Source organism: Rhizobium sp. CC-YZS058 (genome assembly GCF_034720595.1).
Taxonomy (GTDB): domain Bacteria; phylum Pseudomonadota; class Alphaproteobacteria; order Rhizobiales; family Rhizobiaceae; genus Ferranicluibacter.
On record NZ_JAYESJ010000001.1, the window covers coordinates 2,968,886 to 2,994,121 of the forward strand.

General features: G+C 62.9%; 24 protein-coding genes. 6 read left to right on the forward strand and 18 right to left on the reverse strand.

Translation table 11 applies throughout. The annotated features are described in order from the left end of the window. Positions 1–72 precede the first annotated feature (72 nt). A complete protein-coding gene (locus U8330_RS14210) occupies positions 73–1,047 on the reverse strand; it encodes a hypothetical protein (RefSeq protein ID WP_323105910.1) in 975 nt (324 codons plus the stop codon). Positions 1,048–1,308: 261 nt separating this feature from the next. Between U8330_RS14210 and U8330_RS14215 the strand changes: the two genes are divergently transcribed. Continuing rightward, a complete protein-coding gene (locus tag U8330_RS14215) occupies positions 1,309–2,211 on the forward strand; it encodes a LysR family transcriptional regulator (protein ID WP_323105911.1) in 903 nt (300 codons plus the stop codon). A 113-nt stretch (positions 2,212–2,324) separates the two neighbouring features. Here the strand turns inward: U8330_RS14215 and allB are convergent, their stop codons facing one another. The 5 genes from allB to U8330_RS14240 form a co-directional block, all read right to left on the reverse strand. Further along, on the reverse strand, positions 2,325–3,704 hold the full coding sequence (allB, locus tag U8330_RS14220; protein ID WP_323105912.1) for an allantoinase AllB: 1,380 nt from the start codon (positions 3,702–3,704) through the stop codon (positions 2,325–2,327). 17 nt (positions 3,705–3,721) lie between these two features. Continuing rightward, the gene (locus U8330_RS14225; RefSeq protein WP_323105913.1) at positions 3,722–4,645 is read right to left on the reverse strand and encodes an ABC transporter substrate-binding protein; all 924 of its coding nucleotides are present in this window, start codon (positions 4,643–4,645) and stop codon (positions 3,722–3,724) included. Then, complete coding sequence (locus U8330_RS14230; protein WP_323105914.1) at positions 4,638–5,708, reverse strand: alpha-hydroxy acid oxidase; 1,071 nt, start codon at positions 5,706–5,708, stop codon at positions 4,638–4,640. The genes U8330_RS14225 and U8330_RS14230 overlap by 8 nt, the downstream gene beginning before the upstream one ends. 5 nt (positions 5,709–5,713) lie before the next feature. Then, entirely contained in the window at positions 5,714–7,276 is a 1,563-nt protein-coding gene (locus tag U8330_RS14235; protein ID WP_323105915.1) for an amino acid ABC transporter permease/ATP-binding protein, read from the reverse strand. A gap of 214 nt (positions 7,277–7,490) precedes the next feature. Beyond that, positions 7,491–8,369 (reverse strand): transporter substrate-binding domain-containing protein, encoded by an 879-nt coding sequence (locus tag U8330_RS14240; RefSeq protein WP_323105916.1) that lies wholly within the window; start codon positions 8,367–8,369, stop codon positions 7,491–7,493. A 252-nt stretch (positions 8,370–8,621) separates the two neighbouring features. Between U8330_RS14240 and U8330_RS14245 the strand changes: the two genes are divergently transcribed. Then, complete coding sequence (locus tag U8330_RS14245) at positions 8,622–9,341, forward strand: GntR family transcriptional regulator (protein WP_323105917.1); 720 nt, start codon at positions 8,622–8,624, stop codon at positions 9,339–9,341. Positions 9,342–9,428: 87 nt separating this feature from the next. Next, the gene (locus U8330_RS14250) at positions 9,429–10,544 is read left to right on the forward strand and encodes a mandelate racemase/muconate lactonizing enzyme family protein (protein WP_323105918.1); all 1,116 of its coding nucleotides are present in this window, start codon (positions 9,429–9,431) and stop codon (positions 10,542–10,544) included. Positions 10,545–10,608: 64 nt separating this feature from the next. Here the strand turns inward: U8330_RS14250 and U8330_RS14255 are convergent, their stop codons facing one another. The 8 genes from U8330_RS14255 to U8330_RS14290 form a co-directional block, all read right to left on the reverse strand. Beyond that, positions 10,609–11,589, reverse strand: a complete 981-nt coding sequence (locus U8330_RS14255) for a D-2-hydroxyacid dehydrogenase (protein ID WP_323105919.1) — start codon at positions 11,587–11,589, stop codon at positions 10,609–10,611. Continuing rightward, positions 11,586–11,999 (reverse strand): Rid family detoxifying hydrolase, encoded by a 414-nt coding sequence (locus tag U8330_RS14260; protein WP_323105920.1) that lies wholly within the window; start codon positions 11,997–11,999, stop codon positions 11,586–11,588. The genes U8330_RS14255 and U8330_RS14260 overlap by 4 nt, the downstream gene beginning before the upstream one ends. 269 nt (positions 12,000–12,268) lie before the next feature. After that, the gene (locus U8330_RS14265) at positions 12,269–13,027 is read right to left on the reverse strand and encodes an SDR family oxidoreductase (RefSeq protein ID WP_323105921.1); all 759 of its coding nucleotides are present in this window, start codon (positions 13,025–13,027) and stop codon (positions 12,269–12,271) included. A 1-nt stretch (position 13,028) separates the two neighbouring features. Further along, the gene (locus U8330_RS14270) at positions 13,029–13,955 is read right to left on the reverse strand and encodes a dihydrodipicolinate synthase family protein (protein WP_323105922.1); all 927 of its coding nucleotides are present in this window, start codon (positions 13,953–13,955) and stop codon (positions 13,029–13,031) included. 18 nt (positions 13,956–13,973) lie between these two features. Continuing rightward, positions 13,974–15,335, reverse strand: a complete 1,362-nt coding sequence (locus U8330_RS14275) for a dihydroorotase family protein (RefSeq protein ID WP_323105923.1) — start codon at positions 15,333–15,335, stop codon at positions 13,974–13,976. 73 nt (positions 15,336–15,408) lie between these two features. Continuing rightward, positions 15,409–15,867 carry a RidA family protein gene (locus U8330_RS14280; RefSeq protein WP_323105924.1) on the reverse strand — a complete coding sequence of 153 codons (459 nt, stop codon included), beginning with the start codon at positions 15,865–15,867 and terminating at the stop codon, positions 15,409–15,411. Beyond that, the gene (locus U8330_RS14285) at positions 15,868–16,485 is read right to left on the reverse strand and encodes an NIPSNAP family protein (protein WP_323105925.1); all 618 of its coding nucleotides are present in this window, start codon (positions 16,483–16,485) and stop codon (positions 15,868–15,870) included. Positions 16,486–16,639: 154 nt separating this feature from the next. Continuing rightward, complete coding sequence (locus U8330_RS14290; protein ID WP_323105926.1) at positions 16,640–17,323, reverse strand: GntR family transcriptional regulator; 684 nt, start codon at positions 17,321–17,323, stop codon at positions 16,640–16,642. Positions 17,324–17,517: 194 nt separating this feature from the next. Here U8330_RS14290 and U8330_RS14295 point away from each other — a divergent pair, with 194 nt between their 5' ends. The 3 genes from U8330_RS14295 to U8330_RS14305 all read left to right on the forward strand — a co-directional run bounded on the left by U8330_RS14295 (position 17,518) and on the right by U8330_RS14305 (position 21,006). Further along, positions 17,518–18,591, forward strand: coding sequence for a nitrilase-related carbon-nitrogen hydrolase (locus tag U8330_RS14295; protein ID WP_323105927.1), 1,074 nt, complete (start codon positions 17,518–17,520; stop codon positions 18,589–18,591). Positions 18,592–18,613: 22 nt separating this feature from the next. After that, positions 18,614–19,945 carry a Rieske 2Fe-2S domain-containing protein gene (locus U8330_RS14300; RefSeq protein ID WP_323105928.1) on the forward strand — a complete coding sequence of 444 codons (1,332 nt, stop codon included), beginning with the start codon at positions 18,614–18,616 and terminating at the stop codon, positions 19,943–19,945. A 77-nt stretch (positions 19,946–20,022) separates the two neighbouring features. Further along, the gene (locus tag U8330_RS14305) at positions 20,023–21,006 is read left to right on the forward strand and encodes a PDR/VanB family oxidoreductase (RefSeq protein WP_323105929.1); all 984 of its coding nucleotides are present in this window, start codon (positions 20,023–20,025) and stop codon (positions 21,004–21,006) included. 123 nt (positions 21,007–21,129) lie between these two features. On the opposite strand, the gene U8330_RS14310 is transcribed toward U8330_RS14305, so the two are convergent. From U8330_RS14310 to U8330_RS14325, 4 genes are all read right to left on the reverse strand, one after another. Further along, positions 21,130–21,948, reverse strand: coding sequence for an ABC transporter permease (locus U8330_RS14310; protein ID WP_323105930.1), 819 nt, complete (start codon positions 21,946–21,948; stop codon positions 21,130–21,132). Between the two features lie 2 nt (positions 21,949–21,950). Beyond that, positions 21,951–22,769 (reverse strand): ABC transporter ATP-binding protein, encoded by an 819-nt coding sequence (locus U8330_RS14315; protein ID WP_323105931.1) that lies wholly within the window; start codon positions 22,767–22,769, stop codon positions 21,951–21,953. A gap of 78 nt (positions 22,770–22,847) precedes the next feature. Then, complete coding sequence (locus U8330_RS14320) at positions 22,848–23,846, reverse strand: ABC transporter substrate-binding protein (RefSeq protein WP_323105932.1); 999 nt, start codon at positions 23,844–23,846, stop codon at positions 22,848–22,850. Positions 23,847–24,054: 208 nt separating this feature from the next. Further along, complete coding sequence (locus tag U8330_RS14325) at positions 24,055–25,074, reverse strand: nitrilase-related carbon-nitrogen hydrolase (protein WP_323105933.1); 1,020 nt, start codon at positions 25,072–25,074, stop codon at positions 24,055–24,057. Positions 25,075–25,236 lie beyond the last annotated feature (162 nt).

Sequence of the window (25,236 nt, forward strand, 5' to 3'; positions counted from 1 at the left end):
GCTGTCAGCGGGCATCGACACCAACCAAGGGCCTCGCGTGTCGATCGTGGCGCCAGAGCTCACGACCTGGTTCTAGCGTTTGACATGCTTGTCGACCCACTCGATCAGCAGATCCGCCACTTTGATGTTCTCCTTGCCCTGCATGAACATATGCGTGCTGCCCTTGATGCCTGCGGCGGGGAGCGAGACGAAGGTGATGTCACCGCCGGCTGCTTTGATCTGATCCATTTCCTTGCCACAGGCTGCGGACGGGTCACTGCCGAGATAGTCGCCTACCACGACCAGGATCGGAACCTGCGCAAGCGCCTTCACCTGCTCATCCGTCAGGTTGGAGAAGCAGCCGGTCTCCAGCTGGATCAGCCCCTTGATCCCGCCTTTGCCCTTCAGGACCGCCTGGGTCGGAAACCCCGCCGACTGGGAGTGGCCAACCAGGATGGCTCCGCCGAGGTCTGCGGCGAGATCGGCAACGTTGTCGACGGTCGGGTTTTTCGTTTCCGGCTGAACCAGTTCGTTCAGAAGGCTCGGCACCTCGGTCTCGATCATGTCCGGGATAACCTGCTTGGCAAATTCGCCGAAGGCCTTCACCGGAAACTGGACATCGGGCCAAGCCTTGCCAAGCTCAGGACCGAACCTGAACACCTTCCAGGCCATGCTCGATGTGCCAAGAAAGACCTTCGGCTGCGCGCCAGGCGGCAAACGTCCGTTCTTGACCTGATTAAAGGCCGTACCATTGAAGCCAGACCGGGCCCTGCCGGTCTGCTCGGCCAGATAGGTGGGAAATCCCTGTCGCGTGAAATATTCGAACCAGCCCATGCGGCCATCCGGCGTGGTCTCCCACTGCTTCGAGGAGAGAAGCCCGCCGTGCATGAAGACGATCGGCAAATGCGTCGGCTTGGGTGGCGCCTGAAATTGCACATACATCTGATCGACGACGACATCGCCCGCTTCGAAGCTTTCTCCGAAAACATCTTTCAGATCGCCCCAGCCGGCGGACTCCGTCCTGACGGTTCGGCCACCGACGAAAAAGCTGCCTTGGCTCTGGAGCACCAGCGGCTCCCGTGACGGCTCAATGTCGGAAAGGGATTGCGCCGACGCGGCCGTTGAACCGAGGAGGAGCGCAAGCATGGCGGCCTGCATTTGGAACACTCTGCGCATCATTGACCTTCGTTTTTGCGTGCTTGTTCGATGAAGGTCGACAGTCGTATTGGTGGTGCGAAATCACAGCTCGACCGTGCATCAGGCTATACAACGGCAGGAAACGGCAGATAAACTGGGCGGCTTGGCATAGGGGTTGTGAAGAAACGCACCATGGATCACTGGAATGAGTTGCGGATGTTCCTCGCTGTTGCGAAGGGCGGCACGGTGCGTGCGGCAGCAGACGCGCTCCAGCTCAACCACGCCACGGTTCTCCGGGGCATAGCGCGCCTGGAGCAGCGGCTTAAAACGAAGCTCTTCGACAAGCTTCCATCAGGGTACAGGCTGACGTCGGCCGGGACCGATATTGTCGATCTGGCCGCACAGATGTCGGAGGCGTCGACCAAGATCGAGGGGCGGATCTTCGCGCGCGACCAGAGCGTTTCCGGACCGCTGCGCCTCACCCTGCCCATTTCCTTCGCGACAGATCTTCTCATGGAGACGCTGACAGACTTCCGATCGTCCTACCCTGATATCGCGCTCGAGATCATCGGGACGGGAACGGTTGCAAATCTCAGCAATCGCGAGGCGGATGTGGCTTTGCGGGTGGTTCTCGGAGATGGATCGCCGCCCGACAACCTTTATGGAAGCCGGCTCTGCGCCTTCAGCACGGCCTATTATGCCCGCCGTCTTGATAGGACGAAGGGCATCGCGCCTCCCTTGGCGTGGCTGCTCGGGCCCGGCGAGGATGTTCCGAGCGACTGGGCACCTCGAGACAGCTTCAGATCAGCCGAGGTTCCTGTCCGCTTTTCGGAAATGCGGTCGAGACTATACGCAGCACGCGCTGGCATGGGGATGACGTCCCTGCCCTGCTTTGTCGGCGACGCGGACCCGCTGCTGTCGCGTGTCCCCGGCAGCCCGGTGAAACACACAGGAGATGTATGGCTGTTGACGCATGTCGACACCCGGCAAACCCTTCGGGTCAGGCTTCTCTGCGAACGGATACGTCACACCATGCGAACCGTCGCTGCCAAGGTCGAGGGACGAATGGACGCTGGTATGAATGACCAACTCTAACTCAGCGATTGTGCATGCCACGCCAAGACCTGCCTGCGTGCACTCGCCTAGGCCAATAAGGAGACGTGGCTGCCTCGAACGCGCAGCCGCGAGTGCTTTCGGGCAAAGATCCTTCACAGCGCCTCGGATTTGCGCTGAAATCGTCCGAAGCCTGCTTTGACCTGGATCTCACCGTCTTTGAAAACGTCGATACCCCGCACCATGGTGCGGACCACGCGTCCGGTGCAAGTCGTGCCTTCGAAGGCTGTCCATGGGGCATGGCCTGGGAAGTCCTTGCCGGAAATGGTCCACTTCTCATCGGCCCGGTAGAAGGCGAGATCCGCGTCGCTGCCGGTCGCGATCGTACCCTTGCGCGGATAGAGGCCAAAGAGCTTAGCCGGCCCGGCCGCCGTCATGCGCGCAAAGTCCTCGAGGCTGAGGCCGCGTTTGAGCACGCCTTCGCTGAAGAGCAGAGGCACGGTGGTCTGCACGCCCGTCAGCCCCATGCCGGCTTTCCAAACACTCTCGGCGCCAATCGCCTTTGCCTCGGGCAGATAGGGGCAATGGTCGGAGGCGAGGCTGTCGATGGTCCCATCCAGCACATGTTTCCAGAGCAGATCGATCGTCTCGCGGCGGCGCAGCGGCGGGCCGCATCGCGCCCATGGACCGATGCGGATCAAATCGTCCTCATCGAGCAGAAGATAGTGTGAGCAGGTCTCGACCGAGATCGGCGCGGTACCCTTGGCTGCAGCGATCAGCGCCGCCGCCTTGCCGGAGCTCAGATGAACGATGTGGCAGCGCGTGCCGGTTTCGCGGGCCAAGGTAATGATGCGGGCGACCGCCTCGATCTCGGCAATTTCCGGCCCGGCTTCCGCGTGCGCCCGCATGTCGTGCCGTCCAGCCGCCTTCAGCCTCGCCTGCGCTTCGATCAGAAGGTCGTGATTTTCCGCATGCAGGCCGATCAATCCGTCGAACGCGCCTGTTACACGCATCGCCTCAAGCAGCTCGGCATCATTCAGCGCCGGCAGGCCGGAGGGATCGCTCGCCTTGCGGTCGCGTTCCGAACTGCAGAGGAAGCCCTTGAAAGCCAGGGCCCCGGCGTCGCGCATGCGCGGCAGCTCGTCCAGGTTCTTCCCGTCCAGTCCGCCCCACAAGCCGAAATCGACGACGCATTGCCGCGCAGCCATGGCCTTCTTGGCCTCGAAGGCGGCGAGCGTCGTTGCCGGCGGGGTGGAGTGCGGCATCTCGACGATGGTGGTGACACCCCCCATCGCCGCCGCGCAGGTGCCGTCAAACAGCTCCTGTTCGGGAAAGGGATTGGAGCCTGTGAAGTGGACATGGGCATCGACGGCGCCGGCCACGACCAGGAGACCCGTCGCATCGATGATCCGGTCGGCGGACACCGCGCTGCCCGGTGCCGACAACAGGGCGACCCTGCCGTCGGAAATGCCGATATCGAGCGTGGCAACGCCGTCTTCGGTAACGACTGTGCCGCCGAGAATGAGAGTGTCCATCGTCTTCTCCAGTCGTTTCAGCCGGGATCGCGAACCAGCATCGAGTAAGGGGCTGGCGCCGAGAGCCATCCGGATCGGATCAGCAGATCCGAGAATCGCTTGAAATCGGGCTCCGCGATCTGTCGGTCGGAGGGCCAGAGATCAACGTTTCGATAGAGGTCGATTGCCTTCGCCATGGCCGGCTGCGGGAGATTGGGAAATCGATCGCCGACGAGGGCAGCGATGTCGCTGCCGGCATGGCCGGCGATCCAGGAGAAAGCGCGATCCATGGCATGGACGAAGGCCCGGAAGTCCGCCCGGCGCTGTTCGACGACGTCCGGCAAGGCGATATAGGCGCTCCAGGGCACGGGGCCGGTTGGTCTTGCCAAATCCTGGACCGCGAAGATCGTCCCTCTTTCAAGCGCCGGGCCGGCGGCATGCAGATGCTGGATCGCGAAATCGCCCTCCCCGCCGGCAAAGGCTGCGAGCGCCTCGTCTTCCGGCAGCGAGGCCGGGACGAGTGTCACCGCGTCGGCGAGCCCCCTCTCCTGCAGCAGGGCGGTGAAGGTGAAGGTCGCGGTCCCGATCCTGGCGAGGTCGATCACGGTGCTGCCGCGCAGGTCATCCCAGACGAAGGCCGGCATCGGGCGGCGCGAGAGGATGAACCAAGGATGGGTTCGCACCGCTGCACAGATATTGACCAGATGGGCGGAGTTTTCCTCCAGCATCTTCATCGTCACCATCGGGCCGCCGATCGTCAGGTCCGCTTCTCCGGAGAGAACGGCCGGGATCTGGCCACCGCGGATCGTTTCTCCTCCGCTGGCAGTTCGGGTAAAGACGACGTCGAGGCCGGCATCGGCGAAAAAACCGCGCTCGGCGGCCACATAATGCGGCAGGTAATACAGGCGCTGCTCGCTGGGATCGCCCTCATTGAGCTTCAAGACGGGGCGGCGCTTAGCCATGGTGTTCTCCTCCTACGACTGGGCGTCCATCCGCCGTGACAAGCTGATCTTGCGTCAGGGCATCGATGCGCCCTGCCCCCATCCAGAGCGTCATCGCCATCGTCGCGTCGATCAGGCTGCGAAGGGTGGCCTCAACACCCTGCTCGCCCCTGCCCGCCAACGCGCTGAGGATGGGCCGCGAAACCACCGCCGCCTGCGCACCGAGCAGGCAGGCGATCAGCACATCGCTGCCGTGGCGGACGCCGCCATCGAAAAGCAGGGGTGTCTTCGTCGACGAGCCCGTACGAACGGCCGCTAGAGCATGAGCAGACGCAATCCAGCGGGAGGATTGCCGCAGCCCGATATTGGAAACCATGACGGCATCCGCGCCCGCCTGCTCACAGCGTGCGACATCGTCCGGATGCAGAACGCCCTTAACGATGAGTGCAAGCCCGAGCGCCTTCGAATGGGCGGCGATCTGGCTGACCTCGGCGGTTGTCCAGTTCGGAAAGGCCGGCAAGGGCATGGGGCCGGGCCGGTCGGAGCCGATCGTCGTCCAGCCGCGGTCGCGAAGTTCCTGGCCGACATTGAAGCCGCCGGGCCGCAGGCCGTCGATTGGATGCGCCGGTGCCAGGACGGTCAGCACCAGCCCGCGCGCGCCGACCTTCGCGGCATGATCCGCAAGGGCCATGACGCGCGCCACCGGGCCGGCAGCCCGCAGCTGCAAGAGCACCTGGTCGTGGATGCCAGCGATCTCGGCCAGCGGCGTGACCGTCTCCTCCGACACGATCAGCGGCAGACGAAGGCGATGGCAGGCGCGCGCCACCGCAAGCAGCCCCTCCGGATGAAAGAGACGGTCGCCGGCAAAGGCGCCGACGATCAGCGGCGCCGCGGCCTCCAGCCCCAGGATCCGGGTGCTGAGATCCACCGCCTGCACATCGGCCATGATGCGCGGCACGAGGCGGAACTGGCGGAGCGCCGCTTCATTGGCGTCCTCATCACCGCCATCCACCGCGCGGCCCAGCAGATAGCCAAACAGCTCGTCCCCGATCGCAGCCCGCGCTTCCGTTTCAAAGGGTAGCATCGCGCTCATCGGTCCGTATGAATCAGTGTCTGCACTGGGAGCGGCGCAGGCTTGGGACGTTCCACTGGATGCGGGATCTCGCCGGCCGCCTCCTGACGGAGATAGGCTGCGAAGGTCTGGGTCTGCGGGTTGTCGATCATGGCCGGCGGGCCCTGTTCGACCAGCACGCCGTCCTGCAGGAAGACGATCTGATCGGCGACGCTGCGGGCGAATTCGACGTCATGGGTGCTGATGACCATGGTCATGCCTGCTTCGGCGAGCTTGCGGATCGTCAGATGCACCTCGCGGACCAGCTCGGGATCAAGGGCCGAGGTCGGCTCGTCGAAAAGGATTAGCTGCGGATCGCTGGCTAGCGCCCGGGCGATGGCGACGCGCTGCTGCTGGCCGCCCGATAGTTCATGCGGCAGGGAATTGTAGAAGGCGGAAAGGCCGACCTGGTCGAGGGCCCGACGCGCCTTGGCGCGTGCGACTGGCTTGGTCTGCTTCTGGACGATGACCGGAATGCTCATCACGTTTTCTTCCGCGGTCAGATGATCGAAGAGCGCGAAATTCTGGAAGACGATGCCGATGCGGGCCGCGGCGCGATTGCCGGGCAGAGCGCGGGCCGGCAGCGGGGCGCCGCTGGCACTGCGGCCGATCCGCTCGCCGCCGACCCGGATATCACCACTGAGGACCGGCGCCAGCGCCAGGATGGATTTGAGCAGCGTGCTCTTGCCGGAGCCGGATCGGCCGAGGAGAACGACGACCTCGCCGCGACGCACGGTGAGCGAGAGGCCCTTCAGCACCTCCTTGCCGTGATAGGCGACCTTGAGATCGATGACATCGAGCACCTTCTGCGGCGCGCCATCCGCAGAGACCGCGCCGGGTGCCGGCAGGGCGGCGACCGCGCCCGGCTTGCGTTTGCGGGCGCGCTGCGCGCGAAACTCCAGCCCGACCCGCGATTCCAGCCACCACTGTCCGATCGCCATGACACTCGACATCAGCACATAGATGGCACCCGTTGCCATGAGGACGGGAATGAACAGGAAGTTTTCTGACACGATGGTCTGGCTGCGCATGGTCAGCTCGCTGACGCCGACGACGGAGGCGAGCGAGGTTGACTTGAGCAGGCCGACGGATTCATTGCCGAGCGTCGGCATGATCGCGCGCAGCGCCTGTGGGATGACGACATGGATCATCTCCGCCGTGCGGGTAAAGCCGAAGGCCTGGGCCGCCGTGCGCTGGTCGCGATTGGCCGACATGATACCGCCACGGATGATCTCGGCGCAGTAGGCGGTCTCGTTGATGGTCAGGGCCAGGAGCGCACTGAAGAAGGGCGACAGCCGGATGCCGAACTGTGGCAGCACATTATAGAGCAGGATCAGCTGCAGCAGCACCGGCGTGCCGCGCAGCAAATAGATATAGGCCTTGACCGGGAAGCTGATGAACCGGTGCTTCGACATGCTGCCGAGCGCCAGGAAGAAGCCGATGACAATGCCGCCGAAGAGCGCGCCGATCATGAGCTGAACGGCGATGACCGCGCCCTGCCAGAGATAGGGGAAGGTCAGATACTGGAAAAATGCATCCATCGGAAAAGCCTGCGAGCGGAAAGGGCGTCCCGACGCTGTTGAAGAGCGGGAGAGACCTGGATGTGCATGCAGCCGGCCGCGCCAGGCAGAGAAGATCTCTGCGTGGCGGCGCGACCGTCAGGCGTTAGGCCGTTTCCGAAGGCGAAGGCCGATCTCGGGAACGGCGGAAGTTTACAGAGTCGAGCCGTAGGACATCGGCTCGATCGCGCCATGATCAGCCGAGATTTTCGACCGGGCGCTCAGCATCGCCGCCCTGACCCCATTTTTCGAGCAGCTTCTTCTGGACGCCGGTGTCCTGAATGATCTTGATGCCCTCGGTGATGGCGCTACGCAGCTCAGTATTTTCCTTGGCGATGGGATACCCGTTGCGGATCGGCAGATTGACATCGAAGGCGCGCTCGAGCTTGGGGTCGGCTGCAACAAGGCCGCGGGCGACGGCCGCCGAGGTGAGATGAATATCGGCACGGCCGGCCTGGACGGCCATGATCGCATTGTCGGTGTTTTGGACGAGGAGGACGTCGACTGCCGGCTTCTTGGCCTCCAGGCACTTCTTCGTCTGTTCGGGCGCGAGCGTCGAAGCCTCGAAGGTGCCAGCGGCTGCAGAGATGGTCATGCCGCAGAGATCGTCGAGCGACGTCAGCTTCTTCGGATTCCCCTTGGCGACCACGGACCCGTCGATCACCTGATAGGACGACACGAATGCTACCTGTTCGAGGCGGGCCGGCGTGACATAGAGAGACGGCCCGATATCGATACGGCCGGAGGTCAGCGAGGTGATCAGGACGTTGAAGGCGCCGAGCTGGAATTTATAGGTGAAGCCGAGGCAGGCGCCGAGGCGGTCGAACATGTCGGGATCGAGACCCTCGAGCTGATCCGGATTGCCGGCCTTCGGCGACTGGAAGCCCTTGTTGTAGCCACCGAGGCCGACGACCAGCTCCTTGCCCTTAAGCCCGGGATATTTGGTCTGCAGCGCTTGACAGGCCGGCATGGCCGCGAACTCCGCCGGGGCCGGGCTGGGCGTGTCTTCGGCGGCGGCGGTTGTCGCTCCGGCAAGCAAGGCGGCAAGCATAGTCGACACCAGGCATTTCATCATGATCTTATCCCCTGAGCGCGCTTTTTTTCGTTACCCCAGCCCGCAGCGCGCGTCAGGCCCGGACCTGGGAAGCAATTGCTTACCGCCATTTTGTATACTATTATACGAATGTCAAGCCGCCCTGCCTTCTTGTTGGTCGTTTATGACATGTGCCGCTAAAATCGGCAGAAATTATCGCGGTTGGGCGGCGAAACGTGTATTTTTGCATATCATCTCGGGGTAGAGATGAGACCGGTTGATGAGGAGAGGGACATGACCGCCACCCCAATGAATGTCGAGAACTGGCAGCCCGAGCGCCCACGCACGCTGGTGGACCATGCGATCGATGTCATCATGTCGGCAGCCGCCCGCGGCCTGATCCTGCCCGGCGAGCGACTGACCGAGAAGGAGTTGAGCGAGCTTCTCAATATGAGCCGCGTTCCGATCCGGGAGGCGCTGCGGATCCTCGAGAGCCAGGGGGTGGTGACAAACGAGCCTTATAAGGGCATTCGCCTGATGCAGATCGACAAGGCCACGCTGGACAATGTCCTCGACGTCAGGGCCACACTGGAAAGCCATGCGGCTCGGCGGGCGATCGAGAAGGGTCACCACAAGGGCCGCCATCTCGCGCGCCTGGAAGCGGCCTTCAAGGAACTGATCCTGATGCGCGACCGCAGCGATGCCTATGGTTTTGCCATGGCCGATACCCAATTCCATCGCGTTCTCTGCGAACTTTCGGGCAACCCTGTGCTCCTGACACTCTGGCAGTCCATCGCCCGGCAGCTAACGGTAATCTTCGGCCTCTCGACCTTCGGGAAGAGCATGGACGACATCATCGAGGAGCATCGGACGCTGCTGTCAATCTTCGCCACCGGACATTTGGCAGCGACGGAAGCGGCTATTCGCGAACATGCGCTCGATCAACCCGCCGGCATCGATTTCGCTGCCATTGTTGAGGAACGTCGCGCTCGGAAAGCGGCGCGCGCAGACTGATCGTAACCGAAAAGCGATTTTCGAACGCTGTGGATTGTATATAATTAGACGATATGCGAGGCTTGGCTTTCTGCTTAGGAGTCCCGCATGAAAATCACCGACGTCGAAACCTTCTATCTCAAGCTGCCGACCATCGAGAGCCGGACCGATAGCTCGCAGGACACGCTGCTGATCCGAATCAGCACGGATGCGGGCATCGTCGGCTGGGGTGAGGTGGACGGATGCCCATCGGTCGTGAAGTCCATCATCGACGCTCCCTATTCGCACACGATGGTGACGGGCCTGAAGCGGCTGCTGATCGGCGAGAACCCGCTCGACACGGGCCGCCTCTGGTCGCTCATGCATCGCGCGACGATCTTCTATGGCCGCGCCGGCGCCACCCTGCAGGCCATGGCCGGGATCGACATCGCGCTGTGGGACATCAAGGGCAAGGCGCTTGGCCAGCCGATCTCGACGCTGCTCGGCGGCGCCTTCCGCGACAGGATGCGGGTCTACTCCTCCAACATGTTCCAGTTCACCATCGAGGCGACGGTCGATCGCGCCAAGGCGGCGATCGATACCGGTCATACCGGCGTCAAGTTCGGCTGGGAGCCCTTCGGCCGCGACGAGCGCGCCGACCTTGCCTATGTCGAGGCCGTGCGCAGGGCGATCGGCGACGACAACGACTTCATGCTCGATGTCGGTCTCACCTGGGATGCCAAGACCACGATCCGCCGCGCCTCGCTCTTCGAACCCTACCGCCTGTTCTGGATCGAGGAACCGCTGCACCCGGACAATTATGCCGGCTATGGCAAGGTCTCCGAGGCCTGCTCGCAATATATCGCTGCCGGCGAGGAGGAATGCAGCGTCGTCGGCTTCGAGCGCCTAATCGACGAGGGCGGCATCGATGTCGTGCAGATCGATCTGACCCGCACCGGATTTACCCAGGCCGTCCGGATCGCCGACTACGCCATGAGCCGCGGCCGCAAGGTCTGCAACCACAATTTTACGACCGACATCAACACCGCCGCGTCTCTCCACTTCCTCTGCGCCACCGAAAACGCGCTGGTCATGGAATATTGCGTCGAGCCGAACGAGATCGCCCGCAAGCTCGCCCGCAACCCCGTCACCATCAAGGACGGCTTTGCCCATCTGCCGACTGAGCCGGGCCTCGGCGTCGAGCCGGATCCGGCGATCATCGAGAAATATCTCGTCAGGAACTGAACACAGGAGAGGCCGGCGATTTCGCCGGCCTCTCCCTTTCAACCAAGGCTTCGCTTTGGCCGTCTCAGTAGCCCTTTTCAGGACGGACGACGTTGCGCATGGGCTCGCCGGCCAGGAAGCGGGGGAGATTGTCCATGAAGATATCGAGGCAGCGATCGATATAGCCGGCGTGATCGTCGACGCTGCAATGCGGCGTCATGACCAGGTTCCGTACGGACCAGATCTGATGGTCGGCGGGAACCGGCTCTTCGGGAAACACGTCCAGCACCGCCCCGCTAAGCCGGCCGCTCTCGAGACGCGCCGCCAGGGCGCCATAATCGAGGACCTTGGCGCGGCCGGCTACCACCACCCCGGCGCCGTGCGGCAGGAGATCAAGCGCCTCGCCGCCGATCCGCCCCTCCGTCTCCGGAGTGAGCGGCAGGGTGGAGATCAGGAAGTCTGTCTTGGGCAGGACAGTGGAGATCTGGTCCAGGCGGTAGCAGGCATCGACGGGCGCTTCCGTGGTGCCGCGGCTGGTGACGCCGATGACCCTCATCCCCCGTGCCTTCAGCAGTGGTACGGCAGCGCCGCCGATCGCGCCGACGCCGAGAATGGTTGCCGTCTTGCCGCGGACGACCGATTCGAACACCGGGGTCCAGGCCCGCTGAACCTTTTGCGACGCGAAGTACGGGATGCGGTAGTTCAGCATCAGCACCGAGGCAAGGATAAACTCCGCCCCCTTCTCCGCATGGACGCCGGAGGCATTGGTGAGGATGACATCGTCCGGCAACGTCTTCAGATAGGCTTCCACACCGGCCGAGGTGACCTGAAGCCAGGCGAAGGACGGTGCCGTTTCCTTCACGCGCCCGATATCGAACTTGTGATTGCTGATGATGACATCCGCACTGCGCGCCGCTTCGGCGAGGCGAGCGGGATCCGTATTGGTCGTGACGGACACTGCGATGCCCGCTGCGCGGCAGCGGGAAGAGACAGCGTCACCCTCGATCTGGAGGCCGAGGCCCTGTGCAGGATCGCTTTCGACGAGGATCTCAATCGTCTTGGTCATGGTCGTCCTCCCGCGTTACGTCGCATGGCGATGCCCTCGATCTCGATCAGCAGGCTTGCCGGCTGAAGCGAGATCCCGACCGTGGAGCGGGTGGGATAGGGTTCGGCAAAATATTGGCGGTAGATCGCGTTGAGCTCGGCGAAGTCCTCAAGCCGGGTCAGGAAAATGGTGACCTTGACGACATCGCTCATCGAGAAGCCGGCATTCTCGACCAGCGATCGGACATTCTTGAGAGCCTGGTGGGCCTGTTCGGGAAAGCTTGGCCCGACAATCTCGGCCGTATCCGGATCGATCCCGACCTGACCGGAGATGAACAGCACGTCGCCTCCGACCAACGCCGGACTGAGCGGCGCCGGGCCAAGAGGCTTGGAGGATGGCGCATGGCCGGGATAGTTGACGATCTCAAACATTACAGCACCTTTTGTATACGAAGATACAATCTTGCTGTCTTGCCTCTCGAAGTCAAGCTCGCTCAGGCTCTCACCGCCACGTGCTTGGGGGATGAGGACCTGACCAGTAAAAATGACCAGTCGCCGGGGGTAACTTCGGTGGCGCCAGTCTCAGGAACAACGAGAGCCGAGTAGCGAACGCCTCTCCTTGTCAGCCTTGAGTGGGATCCGCACAGGCCCCGATTGTCGATTAAGCCCTTGGGCTCCGTCACAGCACGCGGCTCAGGACGTCAAAGCCCCCTGATCAGCCCACCATCGACGCGAATGATCGAGCCGGTGATGTAGCTTGCCTGCTGGCTCGCCAGGAAGGCCGCGACTGCGCCGAACTCGTCGGGGCGACCGTAGCGGCCGACAGGGATTTCAGCGCGCGAAGCGGCCTGGACATCCTCGAGGCTCGCACCTGTCCGCTCAGCCTTGCCGGAATCAAGCTCCTGCAGCCGGTCGGTGGCGACACGGCCGGGAATGATCATGTTCACCGTGATCCCGTGCGGCGCCACCTCGTTCGCCAGGGTCTTCGACCAGCCGGCAATGGCGCCGCGAATGCCGTTCGAAAGGCCGAGATTGGGGATGGGCTGGACGATGCCCGACGAACCGATCGTCAGAATGCGGCCCCAGCCCTTCTCGATCATCCCGCCGATCAGCGCATCGGTGATCCCGAAGAAGGGCAGCGCCATGACTTCGAAGGCGCTGGTCCAGGCGGAGGTGGGCTGCCCCTGCGCGGGACCGGCCTTCGGGCCCCCGCCATTGTTGACGAGAATGTCGACGCCGCCTTCGGCCTGGACGGTCTCGATCAGTGCCCCGATCGATTGCTTGTCGGCAAGATCGACCTGGATGGGCCTGATCGCCTCGCTTGGCGTCAGCGCACCGACATTGCGCGCGGCCGCGAAGACCGTGACGCCTTCGGCGGCCAGCGCCTGCGCGGCGGCCGCACCAAGGCCGCGGCTCGCGCCGAGCACGAGCGCCTTTTTTCCGGAAAGTCCGAGATCCATTCTACTTCACCTGTTCGAGCTTGCGCGCCTGGCGCGCGATCATGTCCTCGACCTCGGCAATCGCCGCCGGGCTGAGGCCCGTACCCGGGCGGCGCTGGGTGGCGCTGGCGATCGCGCCGCGCTTTGCCAGTACATGCTTGCGGACGGCAAGGCCAATGCTAGGCTGCTGCTCATAGCGAACGAGCGGCAGATAGGCTTCGAAAAGATCCATCGCGCGCTCATGCTCGCCGGCATTGGAAAGGCGGACAATATCGGCCATCATTTCTGGAAAGGCAAAGCCCGTCATGGCGCCATCGGCGCCGCGCTTCATCTCCTCGGGCAGGAAGACGCCGCCATTGCCGCACAGGATCGAGATGCGCCGGCGCCCGGCCGCTTCAGCCTTTCTGAGATCGCTGATCTTCTGTAGCCCCGGCCAGTCCTCATGTTTGAGCATGACGATGCTTGGTAAGGCCTCGACAATCGCCCCGAGCGTTCCGGTCGAGATCTGCACATGGGTGACCAGCGGAAAATCCTGAAGAACGACAGGGACATCGGCCCCGATCGTTGCAACGACAGTCTGATAATAGCCGAGGATCTGTTCATCAGTCTTCAAGGTCGAAGGCGGCGCGACCATGACGCCGGCGGCACCCTCGTCCATCACCGCCTTCGTCAGCTCGCCGATCGCGGCGAGCCCCGGTGCGGATACGCCGACCACCACCGGCTTGCCGTTCGATCGCCTGATGGATTGCCGCGCGACCGCAAGCGCTTCGCTCTGCGTCAGCTTCGGTGCCTCGCCCATCATGCCGAGCACTGTCAGCCCGTCGGCCCCTTTTTCGTAGTAGAAATCGGTGACGCGATCGATGCTCTCTACATCGATCGACATGTCCTCGCGAAAGGGCGTGACGGCAATGACGAAGACGCCCCTCGTTTCAGTGGTGATCAAGCTCATGTCAGTTTTCGCTTCTTCTCATGCAAACCAGTGATGATCGCCGCGCGGCAGATAGCGCCCATCACCGGGCGCGTTGCAGACCTTTGCCCCGTCATAAGCCAGCTTTCCATTGACATAAGTGCGTGCGACCTTGATCCCGAACTCTCGTCCATCGAAGGGCGACCAATTCAGCCCGTCATGGGCAAACTGCGCGTTCCAGATATGCGCCTGACGCGCCACGATGGCGATATCGGCATCCGCACCGGCGATCAGGGCACCCTTTCGCGGCCACAGCCCGAAGAAGCGAGCCGGGTTCTCGCAGAGCTGCTGCGCCGTCAGCGCGACGGCGTCGAGTCCGCGCGCCGCGGCGCCTGTGAAGAAGGCCGGAAGCAGGGTTTCGAGCCCCGGCACCCCCGCCCCTGCTTCGAAAATCGACGGCGTGAACTTGTTGTCGATTGGCCAGCTCGAATGATCAGAGCTCACAAAAGCGACGCGGCCGGAGACGACCTCCTGCCAGAGCCGCTCGATTTCTCCGGGACGGACGGGCGGATTGACCTTCATGCGCGCGCCGAGCTCCGCGCCATGCGTGGACGGGTCGAACCAGAGATAATGGACGCAGAGCTCGCCGGTGGCGCGGTAGCCTGCCTGAAGATAGGTATCGACCAGTTGGAAGCCGCGCGCCAGGCTGAGGTGCACGATATGGGCATGGGCACTGGTCGCGGCGCCAAGTTCGAGAAAATGGGCGGTGGAGGAAAGTTCTGCTGCGGGCGGGCGACTGTCCGAATGGGCGGCGATGCCGTCCCGACCCTCGGCCTTGGCGCGGGCGATCCTGGCGCGGACGATCTCCTGATCCTCGTTGTGAATGCCGAGCGGCAGCTGGGTCGGCGCCAGGGCTTCGAAGATGTCGAGCATCCGATCCGCGGGAATGCGCGGAAAGCGGGTCGGACTGCTTTCGAAGGCCGAAATCTTAAAGGCGCAGACGCCGCCTTCGATCAGTACCTTCAGATCCTCGGTGGTCTGATCCGGCATGATGGTGCCATAGAGCGCCACATTGGCATGGGCATGCTGGCCGATCGCGTCGATCTTCGCTTCAAGCGTCGCCTTGTCGTTCAAGGGTACGGGATTGTCATAGGGCATGTCGACGATCGTGGTGACCCCGCCGGCGACGGCCGAGCGCGTGGTCGAGCGGAGGCCTTCCAAGCCGCCATAGCTGCCGGCATGGGTCTGACCATCGATGATCCCCGGCATGACGAGCGCGCTGCCGGCATCGAAGACTTCCGCGGCGGCGGGCGCTGGCCCGCTGCCTACCGCAGCAATTTTGCCGTCCTCAATGGCCAACCAGGCGTTTTCGATTGGACCATCCGGCGTGACGATCGTGCCGCGTATAAGGAGTTCACACATAGCGCGTCCTGTTGGTTCCAGAGGTCAATACGGCGTCTTGATTCATCACGCTTCCCCAATTCGCAGGCCAGCATCAGGCGATCTGCACGACGGCCTCAATCTCGACCGGGATGCCGCTTGGCAGAGAGCCTGCGCCCATGGCGGTGCGCGCATGCATCCCTTGATCGCCGAAGACCTCGTAGAAGAGCGTCGAGCATCCGTCGATGACGAACGGGTGGCGGGTGAAGTCCGGGACGGCATTGACGAGGCCGAGCACTTTCACGATCCGCTGCACCCTGTCCAGGCTGCCCAAGGTCGCTTGCATGACCGAAAGCAGATTGAGACCCACCAGCCGGGCAAAGCCTTGCGCCTCCTCGGCCGTAAAGTCCTGGCCGACCAGGCCGATCACTGGCGCACCATCGGGCCCAAGCGGTGCGAGCCCGGACAGGAAGAGCAAGCCGTTGGCTTCCACGGCCGGCAGGAACCGGGCAACGGGCGCCGGCGGCGGGGGAAGGACGAGGCCCAGCTCGATCAGTCGCCGCGAGGCGCCCATTCACTTCAAGTCCGAGAAGGCAGTTGCGACAAAGAGCTCGGACTGAAGGTTGGTGAGCTTGCCGGAGCCGCCCGGCGGTGGCCAGATACCTTCCTTGCTGGCCTCGGCGCGCGCAGCCATCCGGGCCTCGATCGTCGCATAAGGCCAGATGTGGACCATCTTCTGCGGCCCGTCCTCGATCGAGGCCATATTGGTCAGAAGCGGCGACATGGCATGCCGACGGTCGATGATCTTTGACCAGGCTTCTTCGGTCTCGGCGAGGCCGAAGGGCGCCAGCGTATAGGTGCGGAATTCGTAGAAAGGTCCGTAGGTGCCGGGAACGATGGGCTTGGCGAAGGCGAGCGGCTTGAAGGCCGCGGTGCTCACCCCGCCAAGATACTGGCCGATGCCATAGGGGTTTTCTTCCGTCATCAGCCGCGCGCGCTCCTGCGTCAGCGCCTCGATCGTCTCATAGGCGGTCAGGAAAGCGAAGCGGTTCAGCGTACCGAACTCGCAGGCAAAGGCGCCGAGCGATGTTCCCGTCGACGAGAACTGCCGATAGGTTTGCGGTAGGATCGGCATGACGGCGCCGAGCGTGTTGGGGAGAAGCGACAGGATCGTCAGGTCGTAGATCATCATACATCCGATGTTGGAAGTGCGGAAAGACGCCGGCTGCGGGCTGCCAATCTTGGTACACCAACAGAATGCCATTTGCACGCCAAAAAAGGAAGAGCAGCCGGTTTGGCTGTCCGAGGTCTCTGAAAATGGCCTTAAGGACTAATGAGGCCGCGCCTCAGCGGCTCGCACCGCTCAGCCGGTCGATCACCGCAACCTTCACGGCCTCGATATGATCCTTCATCGCCTGGCGGGCCTTATCCTGGTCGCCAGTGGCGATGGCATCCAGCAGCACCGCATTCTCCTCGGCACTGAACTTGTAGCGCGTCGGGTTGCGATAGGCGTTGAAGACATGGGTGCGTCGGCGCAGATCGCGGATCATCCCTGCGAGCAGCAGATTGCCCGCCGCATCGGCGATCTCGCCATGCAGCATGTCATCAATGTCCCAGATCTCGCTGAGAGTGGGGTTGGTTTTCTCGGCGAGCTGATGCAGCGCCTGACGGATCGCGTCGATGCGGCTTTGCGGAATTCGCCCCGCCGCCAGTCGCGCGGCCTCCGCCTCGAGCAGCTGCCGCACGTTCAAGAGCTCGACGAAGGCTTCCGTGGAGAACGGACTGACCGTCACGCCTCGGCCGGCCTGCTTATAGATGAGCCCTTCCGCTTCCAGCCGACCGAGCGCCTCGCGCACAGGTGTCCGCGAGGCGTTCAACCGCTCGGCCATGCGCCGTTCGACGATGACGTCTCCCGGCTTAAGTTCGCCGCGGATTAGGATCTCGATAATCTGCTCATAGACCTGCTCGGTCAGGTTCACGCGCTCGACTGGTCCATCCATCGTGACAAGATCTTCTTCTGCTATGGTCATGGTCTGCCCCCTCAAATGTCCCCTTCTAGCCCAGCATCTGCCGAACCGATAGACCACAGGCATGCCGCTGGCATCCGAGAGTTAGTGGTCCCGAGCACCTCCTGTCGAAAGCCTCTTGGCAAGACGGATTATGAGCGCTACAAACTGGTATACCAATGGCGTGCAGCGTGTCTGCCGGATAGGGAGAGCGGGAAATGGCAGTCAGAACCTGGCGGGCAACGAGCATCCAGATGCGCAGCGAGCGTGCCTGTCAGGCCGCGGACGATGGCGAGGCCGCCCTTCTCATCCAACGCAACCTCGATCGCCTCCTGACGCTCATTGAGCAGGCCTGTGACTCCGACGAGAAGCCGGACCTCGTAGTCTTCCCGGAATTCGCCATGCAGGGGCCACCGCTGCAGATGGGCGTGGAAGATTGGATCAGGCGCGCCTGCTCGGCGATCCCCGGCCCGCTGACGGCGCCGCTTCAGGCGCTCGCCAAACGCGAAGGCATCTACATCGCCGGCAGTATGTTCGAGGCGCCGCCGGAATGGCCTGGGCGCTATTTCAACTCCTCCTTTCTGATCGACCGGCAGGGGGAGATCATCCTCAACTATCGGCGCGTCAACACCGCGGCCTTCCCCTCCGTGCATGACTTCATGAGCGACTATCTGGCCGCCACGCCGCAGGAAGAGGTGTTTCCAGTGGTCGACACGGAACTCGGCCGCGTGTGCCTGATCCCCTGTGGCGAGATCAATGTGCCCGAAGTGGCGCGGGTCATGATGATGCAGGGCGCGGAGGTGATCCTGCATCCCACCAATTCCATGCGGACGGAGGCTCAGGAAGCGGCCAAGCTGACCCGTGTCGCCGAAAACATGGTCTATCTTGTCAGCGCCAATGTCGCCGGGCCGATCGGCTTCTCCCCGGACAACAGCATCCCTGGCGGCCGCTCGCATATCCTCGACCACCACGGCCAGACGCTGGCCTTCCAGGAGGATGCCGAGGAGAGCATTGCCGTCAGCGCCCTAATCGACATCGAGGCGCTCCGCCGCGACCGAAGGACCGACACCGGCCTCTCCAATCCGCTGCTGCGCGCACGCTACGAAATGTACGTGCCCTATTACAGCGAAGCCAAATTCTATCCCCCGGATCACTTCCTCCACCGCCCAATGGCGGAGACTTCGGAGACCAGGGCCGCCGTCGCAATTGCCCGCGCCAATATGGAGCGCGCGCATATTCTCGCCCCGCTGCCGCCAGGCGCCGAAGAGCCGGTCGCCCGATCCGCCCATTAGTCCGACCATCAGGAGACACGATATGATCACTGCTGAAGAAAACGAACAGCTCTGCCGCGTCGGCAAGGGCACGCTGATGGGGAATTTCTTCCGTCAGTTCTGGATCCCGGTCTGCCTCTCGTCCGAACTGAAGGCGGATGGCGATCCGGTCCGTCTGATGATTCTCGGCGAGAAGCTGGTCGCCTTTCGCGACAGTGAAGGCCGGGTCGGCGTCTTCGATCACCGCTGCCCTCACCGCTGCGCGTCGCTCTTCTTCGGCCGCAACGAGATGGGCGGCATCCGCTGCGCCTATCACGGTTGGAAATTCGACGTCACCGGCAAGTGTCTCGACCAGCCAAATCTCGAGGACAAATCCAAATATCCGGCAGGCACGCCGGCGATCGCCTATCGGGTGAAGGAATCCGGCGGCATGGTCTTTGCCTATATGGGCGAGGCGCAGGAAAACCCGCCGGAGCTGCCGCAGATCGAAGCGATCATGGGCGAGCCGGACGACCGCAACATCGCGCTTACCCATCGCGACTGCAACTATATGCAGGCGCTGGAAGGCGACATCGACACCTCGCATCTGGGCTTCCTGCATGTCGGCGGCATCGATGGCGAAAAGCTGGATCTGAGCGATCCGGAAGTCTTCACCGTCACCGAGAAGGCGCCGAAGATCAATGTCTCGGTCATGCGCTTCGGCACCATGTATTCGGCGCAGCGCAATGCCTATGAAGGCACCGAGCATCATCGTTTCGCCAGCTATATCTTCCCCTTCTGGGTTACCTATCCCTCCGGCGAGATCGACCAGAACGTCACCGTCAATGCCTGGGTGCCGATCGACGATACCTCGACCATGATCTTCAACATCGACCTGCGCCGCGCCTCAGGCGGCGGCAAGAAGGGGTTGATGTACAAGGACGGCACGCCGGTCGGCGGCCTTGCCCGGCCGCTCGAATACCTGCCGAACACGACGGACTGGAAGGGGCGCTGGCGTCCGGTGAAGGACCGCAGCAATGATTACGGCATCGACCGCGACTGGCAGAGGAACGGCGACAGCTATACCGGGATCGTTGGCGTTCCCCTGCAGGACCAGGCCATCCAGGAATCGATGGGGCACATCGTCGATCGCGACATGGAGCATCTCGCTGCCTCCGACCGCATGGTTATCCTGACGCGCCGCGTCATGCTGGACGCCGCCAAGGAATTCGCCGTCTCCGGCAAGCTCCCCGAGGTGGTGACGAACCCCGAGCTCGCGCGAGACGCCCGCGGCGGCGACATCGTCGTCCCCTACGGTACCGATTGGCTGGAAGGCTATGAGGAGAAGATGGCCGAGATCAAAGGCCACCGCCCCCGGCTCTCCGCTGCCGAATGAGCGCCAGTCCGACCCTGAGATCCGGCGCGCCGTCGCCGGATCTTCTTTCGAAACGCGACGATCCAGCAGGAGATGCCATGTCGATGGCAGAGCCTCAACCCCGCGCCGCAGCGCAGCCGCTGATGCTGCGCGTCGACGCGATCCGCACGGTTGCAGAAGGGGTCAGGGCCGTAGAGCTGGTCTCGGCAAACGGGTCGCCGCTCCCGTCATTTACCGCCGGGGCGCACATCAATCTGAAATTGCCGGGCGACCTCAGTCGCTCCTATTCGCTGACGAACGGCCCTGAGACGCGCGATCGCTATGTGATCGCCGTCAATCGCGATGCCGCGAGCCGTGGGGGCTCGTCCTATATCGCCGAGCGGCTGCAGGAGGGCGATGTGTTGCCTGCCGATCCGCCGCACAACAGCTTTCCCCTGTTCGAGGAGGCGGACCGAAGCGCCTTCTTCGCCGGCGGCATCGGCATTACGCCGATCCTGGCGATGGTCCGCCGGATGGAGGCGCTAGGCCGCCCCTGGACACTATTCTACGCAGCGCGCAGCCGCGCCAGCGCCGCCTTCCTCGATGAACTCGACAAGCTTGAAGCCGCCCAGCCCGGCCGCGTTCACCTCCATTTCGACGATGAAGCCGGCAGGGTCATGCCGCTGCTCAAGCTCGTCATGACGATCCCGAAGGTTGCACATCTCTATTGCTGCGGGCCGTCGAAGATGATCGAGACCTTCAAGGCTTCCGCCGGCTGGCGTCCGCCCGAGCATGTGCATATCGAGCACTTTTCTGGAACCAATGCTCGACCAACTCAGGCCTTCACCGTCGTTCTGAAGCGCCAGGGCAAGGAGTTCCATGTGCCGGCGGGCCAAAGCATCATGGACGTGCTGGAAGCCAACGGCATCGCCGTCGCGCATTCCTGCCGCGAAGGCGTCTGCGGCACCTGCGAGACGGTCGTGCTCGAAGGCGTGTGCGACCACAAGGACACTGTGCTGTCCGCCCGCGAGAAAGACTCCAATCGGCTGATCATGATCTGCTGCTCCGGCGCCAAGACCGACCGGCTCGTTCTCGACATCTGAGTTAAATCGCAATCGGTACGCGCAACCGATGCGGCATTTGGCCAACGACATGGCGACAATGGAAAACCGCCCTGCCAGTCTCCTGGCCGGGCGGTTTCTCGTGTTCGTCGATCCAGACGCCGTTCAGCCGTCGCCATTCGCCGCGCTGCGAGCGCGCCATGGAATGGCGATCCGCTCGATCTGTTCGAGCACGATGAAGAACAGCACGCCGATCAGCGAGATCAGCACCACGGCGGCGAATTGACGGGCGATGTTAAAGTTGGCCCCTGCGATAAGGATGAGGTAACCGAGACCTTTGTCCGCCCCGATGAACTCGGCGACAATTGCCCCGATGACCGACAGCGCCGTCGCGAGCTTCAAGCCGGCGAAGATGCTGGGCAGCGCCTGCGGCAGGCGGAACTTCCAGAAGGTCTGCCATCCGGTCGCTCCCATGGAGCGGGACAGATAGACCATTTCCCGCGTCGTCGATTTGAGCCCCATGACGGAATTAATGACGATCGGGAAGAAGGAGAGCAGCACGACGATGACGATTTTCGGCGCAATGCCATAGCCGAACCAGGTGAGCATCAGCGGCGCGATCGCCACTTTCGGGATCGTCTGGCTGGCGACGATCAGCGGGTAGACCGCCTTTTCCATGAAGCGGGAATAGACGATCATCACGGCGAGCGGCACGCCGACCAGAACGGCACAGATAAAGCCGACCAGCACCTCGCTCAGCGTCACCAAGGCATTGGGAAGCAGGCGGTGCCCGTAAGTAATCATTTCCTCGAGAATGGCGGAGGGTGCCGGGAGGATGAAGGGCGGCACTTCGGCAGCGCGCACGACGAATTCCCAGACGAGAAGCAGCACCGTCATCATCCAGAGCGCGGGCGGCACGCGGCCGAGCAGCCGGTCGATCCGGCTTGGTCGCACTTCGGCATAGTCTTGGACATCGGGGGCCATGATCAGTACTCCTCCCGGAAGACGCCGAGGCTCTTGAAGATCGCGGTCAGGTCGCGGGTATAGGCAGTGAATTTTGCGGTCTCGCGCATGGCCAGCCGGCGCGGTCGCGGCAGGTCGATATCGATGATCCGCTCGATGCGGCCGGGGCGCGGCGACATGACGACGACGCGATCGCTGAGGAAGATCGCCTCCTGGATAGAATGGGTGATAAAGAACACCGTCATCTCATTGTCGGCGCACAGGCGCAGCAGGTCGATCTGCAGCTGGTCACGCGTCATCGCGTCCAGTGCGCCGAAGGGCTCGTCCATCAAGAGCAGCGGCGGCTTGTGCAAGAGCGCGCGACAGATCGAGACGCGCTGGCGCATGCCGCCGGACAGCTCTTTGGGATAGGCCGTCTCGAAATCCTGAAGCGACACCATTTCGAGGAGCTGGCGGGCCCGCTCGCGTGCCTGCGTCATATCCGCCTTCCGGATCTCGGCCTGCAGCAGGATATTGTCGATCGCCGTGCGCCATTCCAGCAGCACGTCCTGCTGGAAGACGATGCCGGCATCCGCATTGGGTCCGTCGATATGCTTGTCACCAACCATGATGCGGCCGAGCTTGACCGAGGTCAGGCCCGCCAGCAACATCATCAGCGTGCTCTTACCGCAGCCGCTTGGCCCGAGAACGGAAACAAACTCACCCTTGCGAATGTTGAGGTTGATGTTCTGGAGCGCATGGACGGTGCCGGTGCGGGTCTCGAAGGTCTTCGACACGCCCGAGATCGCGATATGCGTGGGTGCGGCAGTCTGGAGGGTCTCAGTCGCAGGAATAGCGTTCATCGATTCTACCGGAGGAGTGGCCGCCCTGATGGCGCAATGGTCAGGCGAAGGGTGGCCTGAGGCCACCCTCCGGGGGCGTCAGTTGGCAGGCAGGTAGGAGCCGTCATAGATCTTGTCGGACGTCAGCCCCGGCTTCATGCCACTGTACTTTTCGAGAAGCGAAATCGTCAGATCGACATCCTCCTTGGCAATCCAGCCGTAAGCCTTGCCCTCGGATGCCGCCGTGTGCTCGTATTTCGGCATGGTCGCAATTTCGCCGCGGATGCCTTCCTCATCGGAATCGGGCCGCGCCTCCATCAGTACTTTCAGCGCCCCATCAGGATCGGCCGCGGCGGCTGCCTTGCCCTTCTGCAGCGCGACGAGGAAGCTCTTGACCGTTTCGGCATGGGTCGAGAGGTAGTCCTTGCGCACGATGACGCTTGAACCCAGAATGTTGACGCCGTAATCGGCGAACAGCATCGGCGGCTCGATCGGCGCCTGGGCGGCCACCTTGTCACCGTCGGGATTGGCCCAGCCATTGATGAAATCGACGTCGCGCTTCAGAAGAGCGACACGGTCACCGCCGCCATTGATCATGACGACCTCGATTTTGCCCATGTCGACGCCGTTCGCTTCCGCGAAGGCCTTGATCATCCCATCTTCAAAATTGCCGGCATCGGTGCCGAGCCGCTTTCCTTCGAGATCCTTGGGCTTGGTGATGCCGGAACCTTTCAGGCTGATGATGGCGGTCGGATCCTTCTGCAGAAGGCCGGCAACCGCGATGATCGTATCGGCGCCCGAACCCTGCTGCGCCTGCGCCAGGGCTCCGAGACCGGCAATGCCGATGTCAAAGTCGCCGCTGCCAATGGCCTGGATCGTGCCGGTGCTGCCATTGCCGTCGACAATATCGACGTCGAGCCCCGCATCCTTGAAGTACCCCTTCGAGGCCGCCATGAAGATCGGCGCATCGACGCCGCCCGCCACCCAGGCAAGACGCACCTTGACCTTGTCTTGTGCGAGAGACGGACAGGCGGCAAGCACGCTGAGCGCCGCACATCCCAGAAGCGGCGCGATGAAGCGCATCATTCGAAGTCCCATTTGGTTCCCCTATTCTTATTTGGCATTCTGATGGTATGCCAAGGGAATATCGGCTGTCAACGCGGCTTTGTAACTTCTGTAGGCAACCAGAAATCACGATGCATTTATAGGCAAAAGTCGTCAAAATGGAGCCAATCACTTACGCGATGGCGCGCTTACCGAGCCAATACGAAGCGGGGCAACCCCGCCTCGCTAGTTCTCTCAACCGCTAACGGATCACGCCGGCCTTGGTCAGGTTGGCGACGGCCTGGTCGTGGATCGGCGTCAGCTCGCCATAAGTTTCGAACGCCCCGTCGGCGAGGGCATTGACCGGGTAGAAGTTGGCCTTGGCGAAATAGTCCCGGTACATGTCGAAGCGGGAGCGCAGGAGGGCATTTCCCATGCCTGTATCACGCCGCGCGGCCTGCAGCGCCTCGATGTCGATCATGGCCGAGGCAGCATTGCTTTCCGCATCGCTCGTCTCGAAAGCCAGATAGGTGCCGTTGAAGTCGACGATCTGGGAATGGCCGCCGCGATCGGCGTCGGAGAAACCAATGCTGCCCGAGACATTGGTGCTGATCAGGTAGCACATGTTCTCCGCCGCACGGCAGAGCTTGGCGGCATCGGCCCGCGCGCTGACCGGCTCGTTGGACGGATGCAGGAGCACCTCGGCGCCGCGCAGCATGAAGACGCGCGAAAGCTCGGGCACGCTGACCTCGCCGCAGGGAAAGATTGCCAGGCGACCAAGCTCGGTCTCGACGACGGGGAAGATGCCATCCTCGCCATAGGCTTCGCGATAGTTGTCGAGGATGTCGTGCGGCGAGGTCCAGCTGGCGGTGTTGATACGTCTGTAGCGCAGGATCACCTCGCCCTTGGGATCAAGGAGAAAGGAGGAATTAAAGTAGCGGTCCGGCCAGCGGGGATCGACTTCGAAATGGTTGCCGGCGATGAATATCTCATAAGTCCGGGCAACAGCGGCCAGACGATCGGTGATCGGCCCAGGGATCTCGGCGCAGGCTCGATCGATCCAGACACTGACCGGCGTCGCCCGCGGCGGACCCTGGAAGGCGAATTCCGGCAAGACCACGAGCTTTGGCGGCTCGGCGCTTGAGCAGGCAATTTCAATCTTTTCGATGGCGCGAGCAAGATTGTTCTCAATGATCGCCCAGGCTTCCTCGCGGCTTTCGGCATTGCTGGCGACACGGCTGTCCATTTGGATGCAGGTGGCGCGCCACGGCTTGATAGGCATGATGACATCTCCGTTAAGATTTGGCACTCCATTGGAATACCAACGGTACACAATGGTCAACGCCTTTGTTCAACGAGTGCGTTTGGCTCCGCTGCGTGCGCTTGGAAGCTTCGGTCCCAACGCGAGCTGGTGCCAGCAATCGCGAGCTACGCCCACGACTTT

Coding starts and splice junctions, on each gene's coding strand:
- U8330_RS14215 (WP_323105911.1), top strand. CDS start 1,309: ATGGATCACTGGAATGAGTTGCGGATGTTCCTCGCTGTTGCGAAGGGC.
- allB (WP_323105912.1), bottom strand. CDS start 3,704: ATGGACACTCTCATTCTCGGCGGCACAGTCGTTACCGAAGACGGCGTT.
- U8330_RS14225 (WP_323105913.1), bottom strand. CDS start 4,645: ATGGCTAAGCGCCGCCCCGTCTTGAAGCTCAATGAGGGCGATCCCAGC.
- U8330_RS14230 (WP_323105914.1), bottom strand. CDS start 5,708: ATGCTACCCTTTGAAACGGAAGCGCGGGCTGCGATCGGGGACGAGCTG.
- U8330_RS14235 (WP_323105915.1), bottom strand. CDS start 7,276: ATGGATGCATTTTTCCAGTATCTGACCTTCCCCTATCTCTGGCAGGGC.
- U8330_RS14240 (WP_323105916.1), bottom strand. CDS start 8,369: ATGATGAAATGCCTGGTGTCGACTATGCTTGCCGCCTTGCTTGCCGGA.
- U8330_RS14245 (WP_323105917.1), top strand. CDS start 8,622: ATGACCGCCACCCCAATGAATGTCGAGAACTGGCAGCCCGAGCGCCCA.
- U8330_RS14250 (WP_323105918.1), top strand. CDS start 9,429: ATGAAAATCACCGACGTCGAAACCTTCTATCTCAAGCTGCCGACCATC.
- U8330_RS14255 (WP_323105919.1), bottom strand. CDS start 11,589: ATGACCAAGACGATTGAGATCCTCGTCGAAAGCGATCCTGCACAGGGC.
- U8330_RS14260 (WP_323105920.1), bottom strand. CDS start 11,999: ATGTTTGAGATCGTCAACTATCCCGGCCATGCGCCATCCTCCAAGCCT.
- U8330_RS14265 (WP_323105921.1), bottom strand. CDS start 13,027: ATGGATCTCGGACTTTCCGGAAAAAAGGCGCTCGTGCTCGGCGCGAGC.
- U8330_RS14270 (WP_323105922.1), bottom strand. CDS start 13,955: ATGAGCTTGATCACCACTGAAACGAGGGGCGTCTTCGTCATTGCCGTC.
- U8330_RS14275 (WP_323105923.1), bottom strand. CDS start 15,335: ATGTGTGAACTCCTTATACGCGGCACGATCGTCACGCCGGATGGTCCA.
- U8330_RS14280 (WP_323105924.1), bottom strand. CDS start 15,867: ATGGGCGCCTCGCGGCGACTGATCGAGCTGGGCCTCGTCCTTCCCCCG.
- U8330_RS14285 (WP_323105925.1), bottom strand. CDS start 16,485: ATGATGATCTACGACCTGACGATCCTGTCGCTTCTCCCCAACACGCTC.
- U8330_RS14290 (WP_323105926.1), bottom strand. CDS start 17,323: ATGACCATAGCAGAAGAAGATCTTGTCACGATGGATGGACCAGTCGAG.
- U8330_RS14295 (WP_323105927.1), top strand. CDS start 17,518: ATGGCAGTCAGAACCTGGCGGGCAACGAGCATCCAGATGCGCAGCGAG.
- U8330_RS14300 (WP_323105928.1), top strand. CDS start 18,614: ATGATCACTGCTGAAGAAAACGAACAGCTCTGCCGCGTCGGCAAGGGC.
- U8330_RS14305 (WP_323105929.1), top strand. CDS start 20,023: ATGTCGATGGCAGAGCCTCAACCCCGCGCCGCAGCGCAGCCGCTGATG.
- U8330_RS14310 (WP_323105930.1), bottom strand. CDS start 21,948: ATGGCCCCCGATGTCCAAGACTATGCCGAAGTGCGACCAAGCCGGATC.
- U8330_RS14315 (WP_323105931.1), bottom strand. CDS start 22,769: ATGAACGCTATTCCTGCGACTGAGACCCTCCAGACTGCCGCACCCACG.
- U8330_RS14320 (WP_323105932.1), bottom strand. CDS start 23,846: ATGGGACTTCGAATGATGCGCTTCATCGCGCCGCTTCTGGGATGTGCG.
- U8330_RS14325 (WP_323105933.1), bottom strand. CDS start 25,074: ATGCCTATCAAGCCGTGGCGCGCCACCTGCATCCAAATGGACAGCCGT.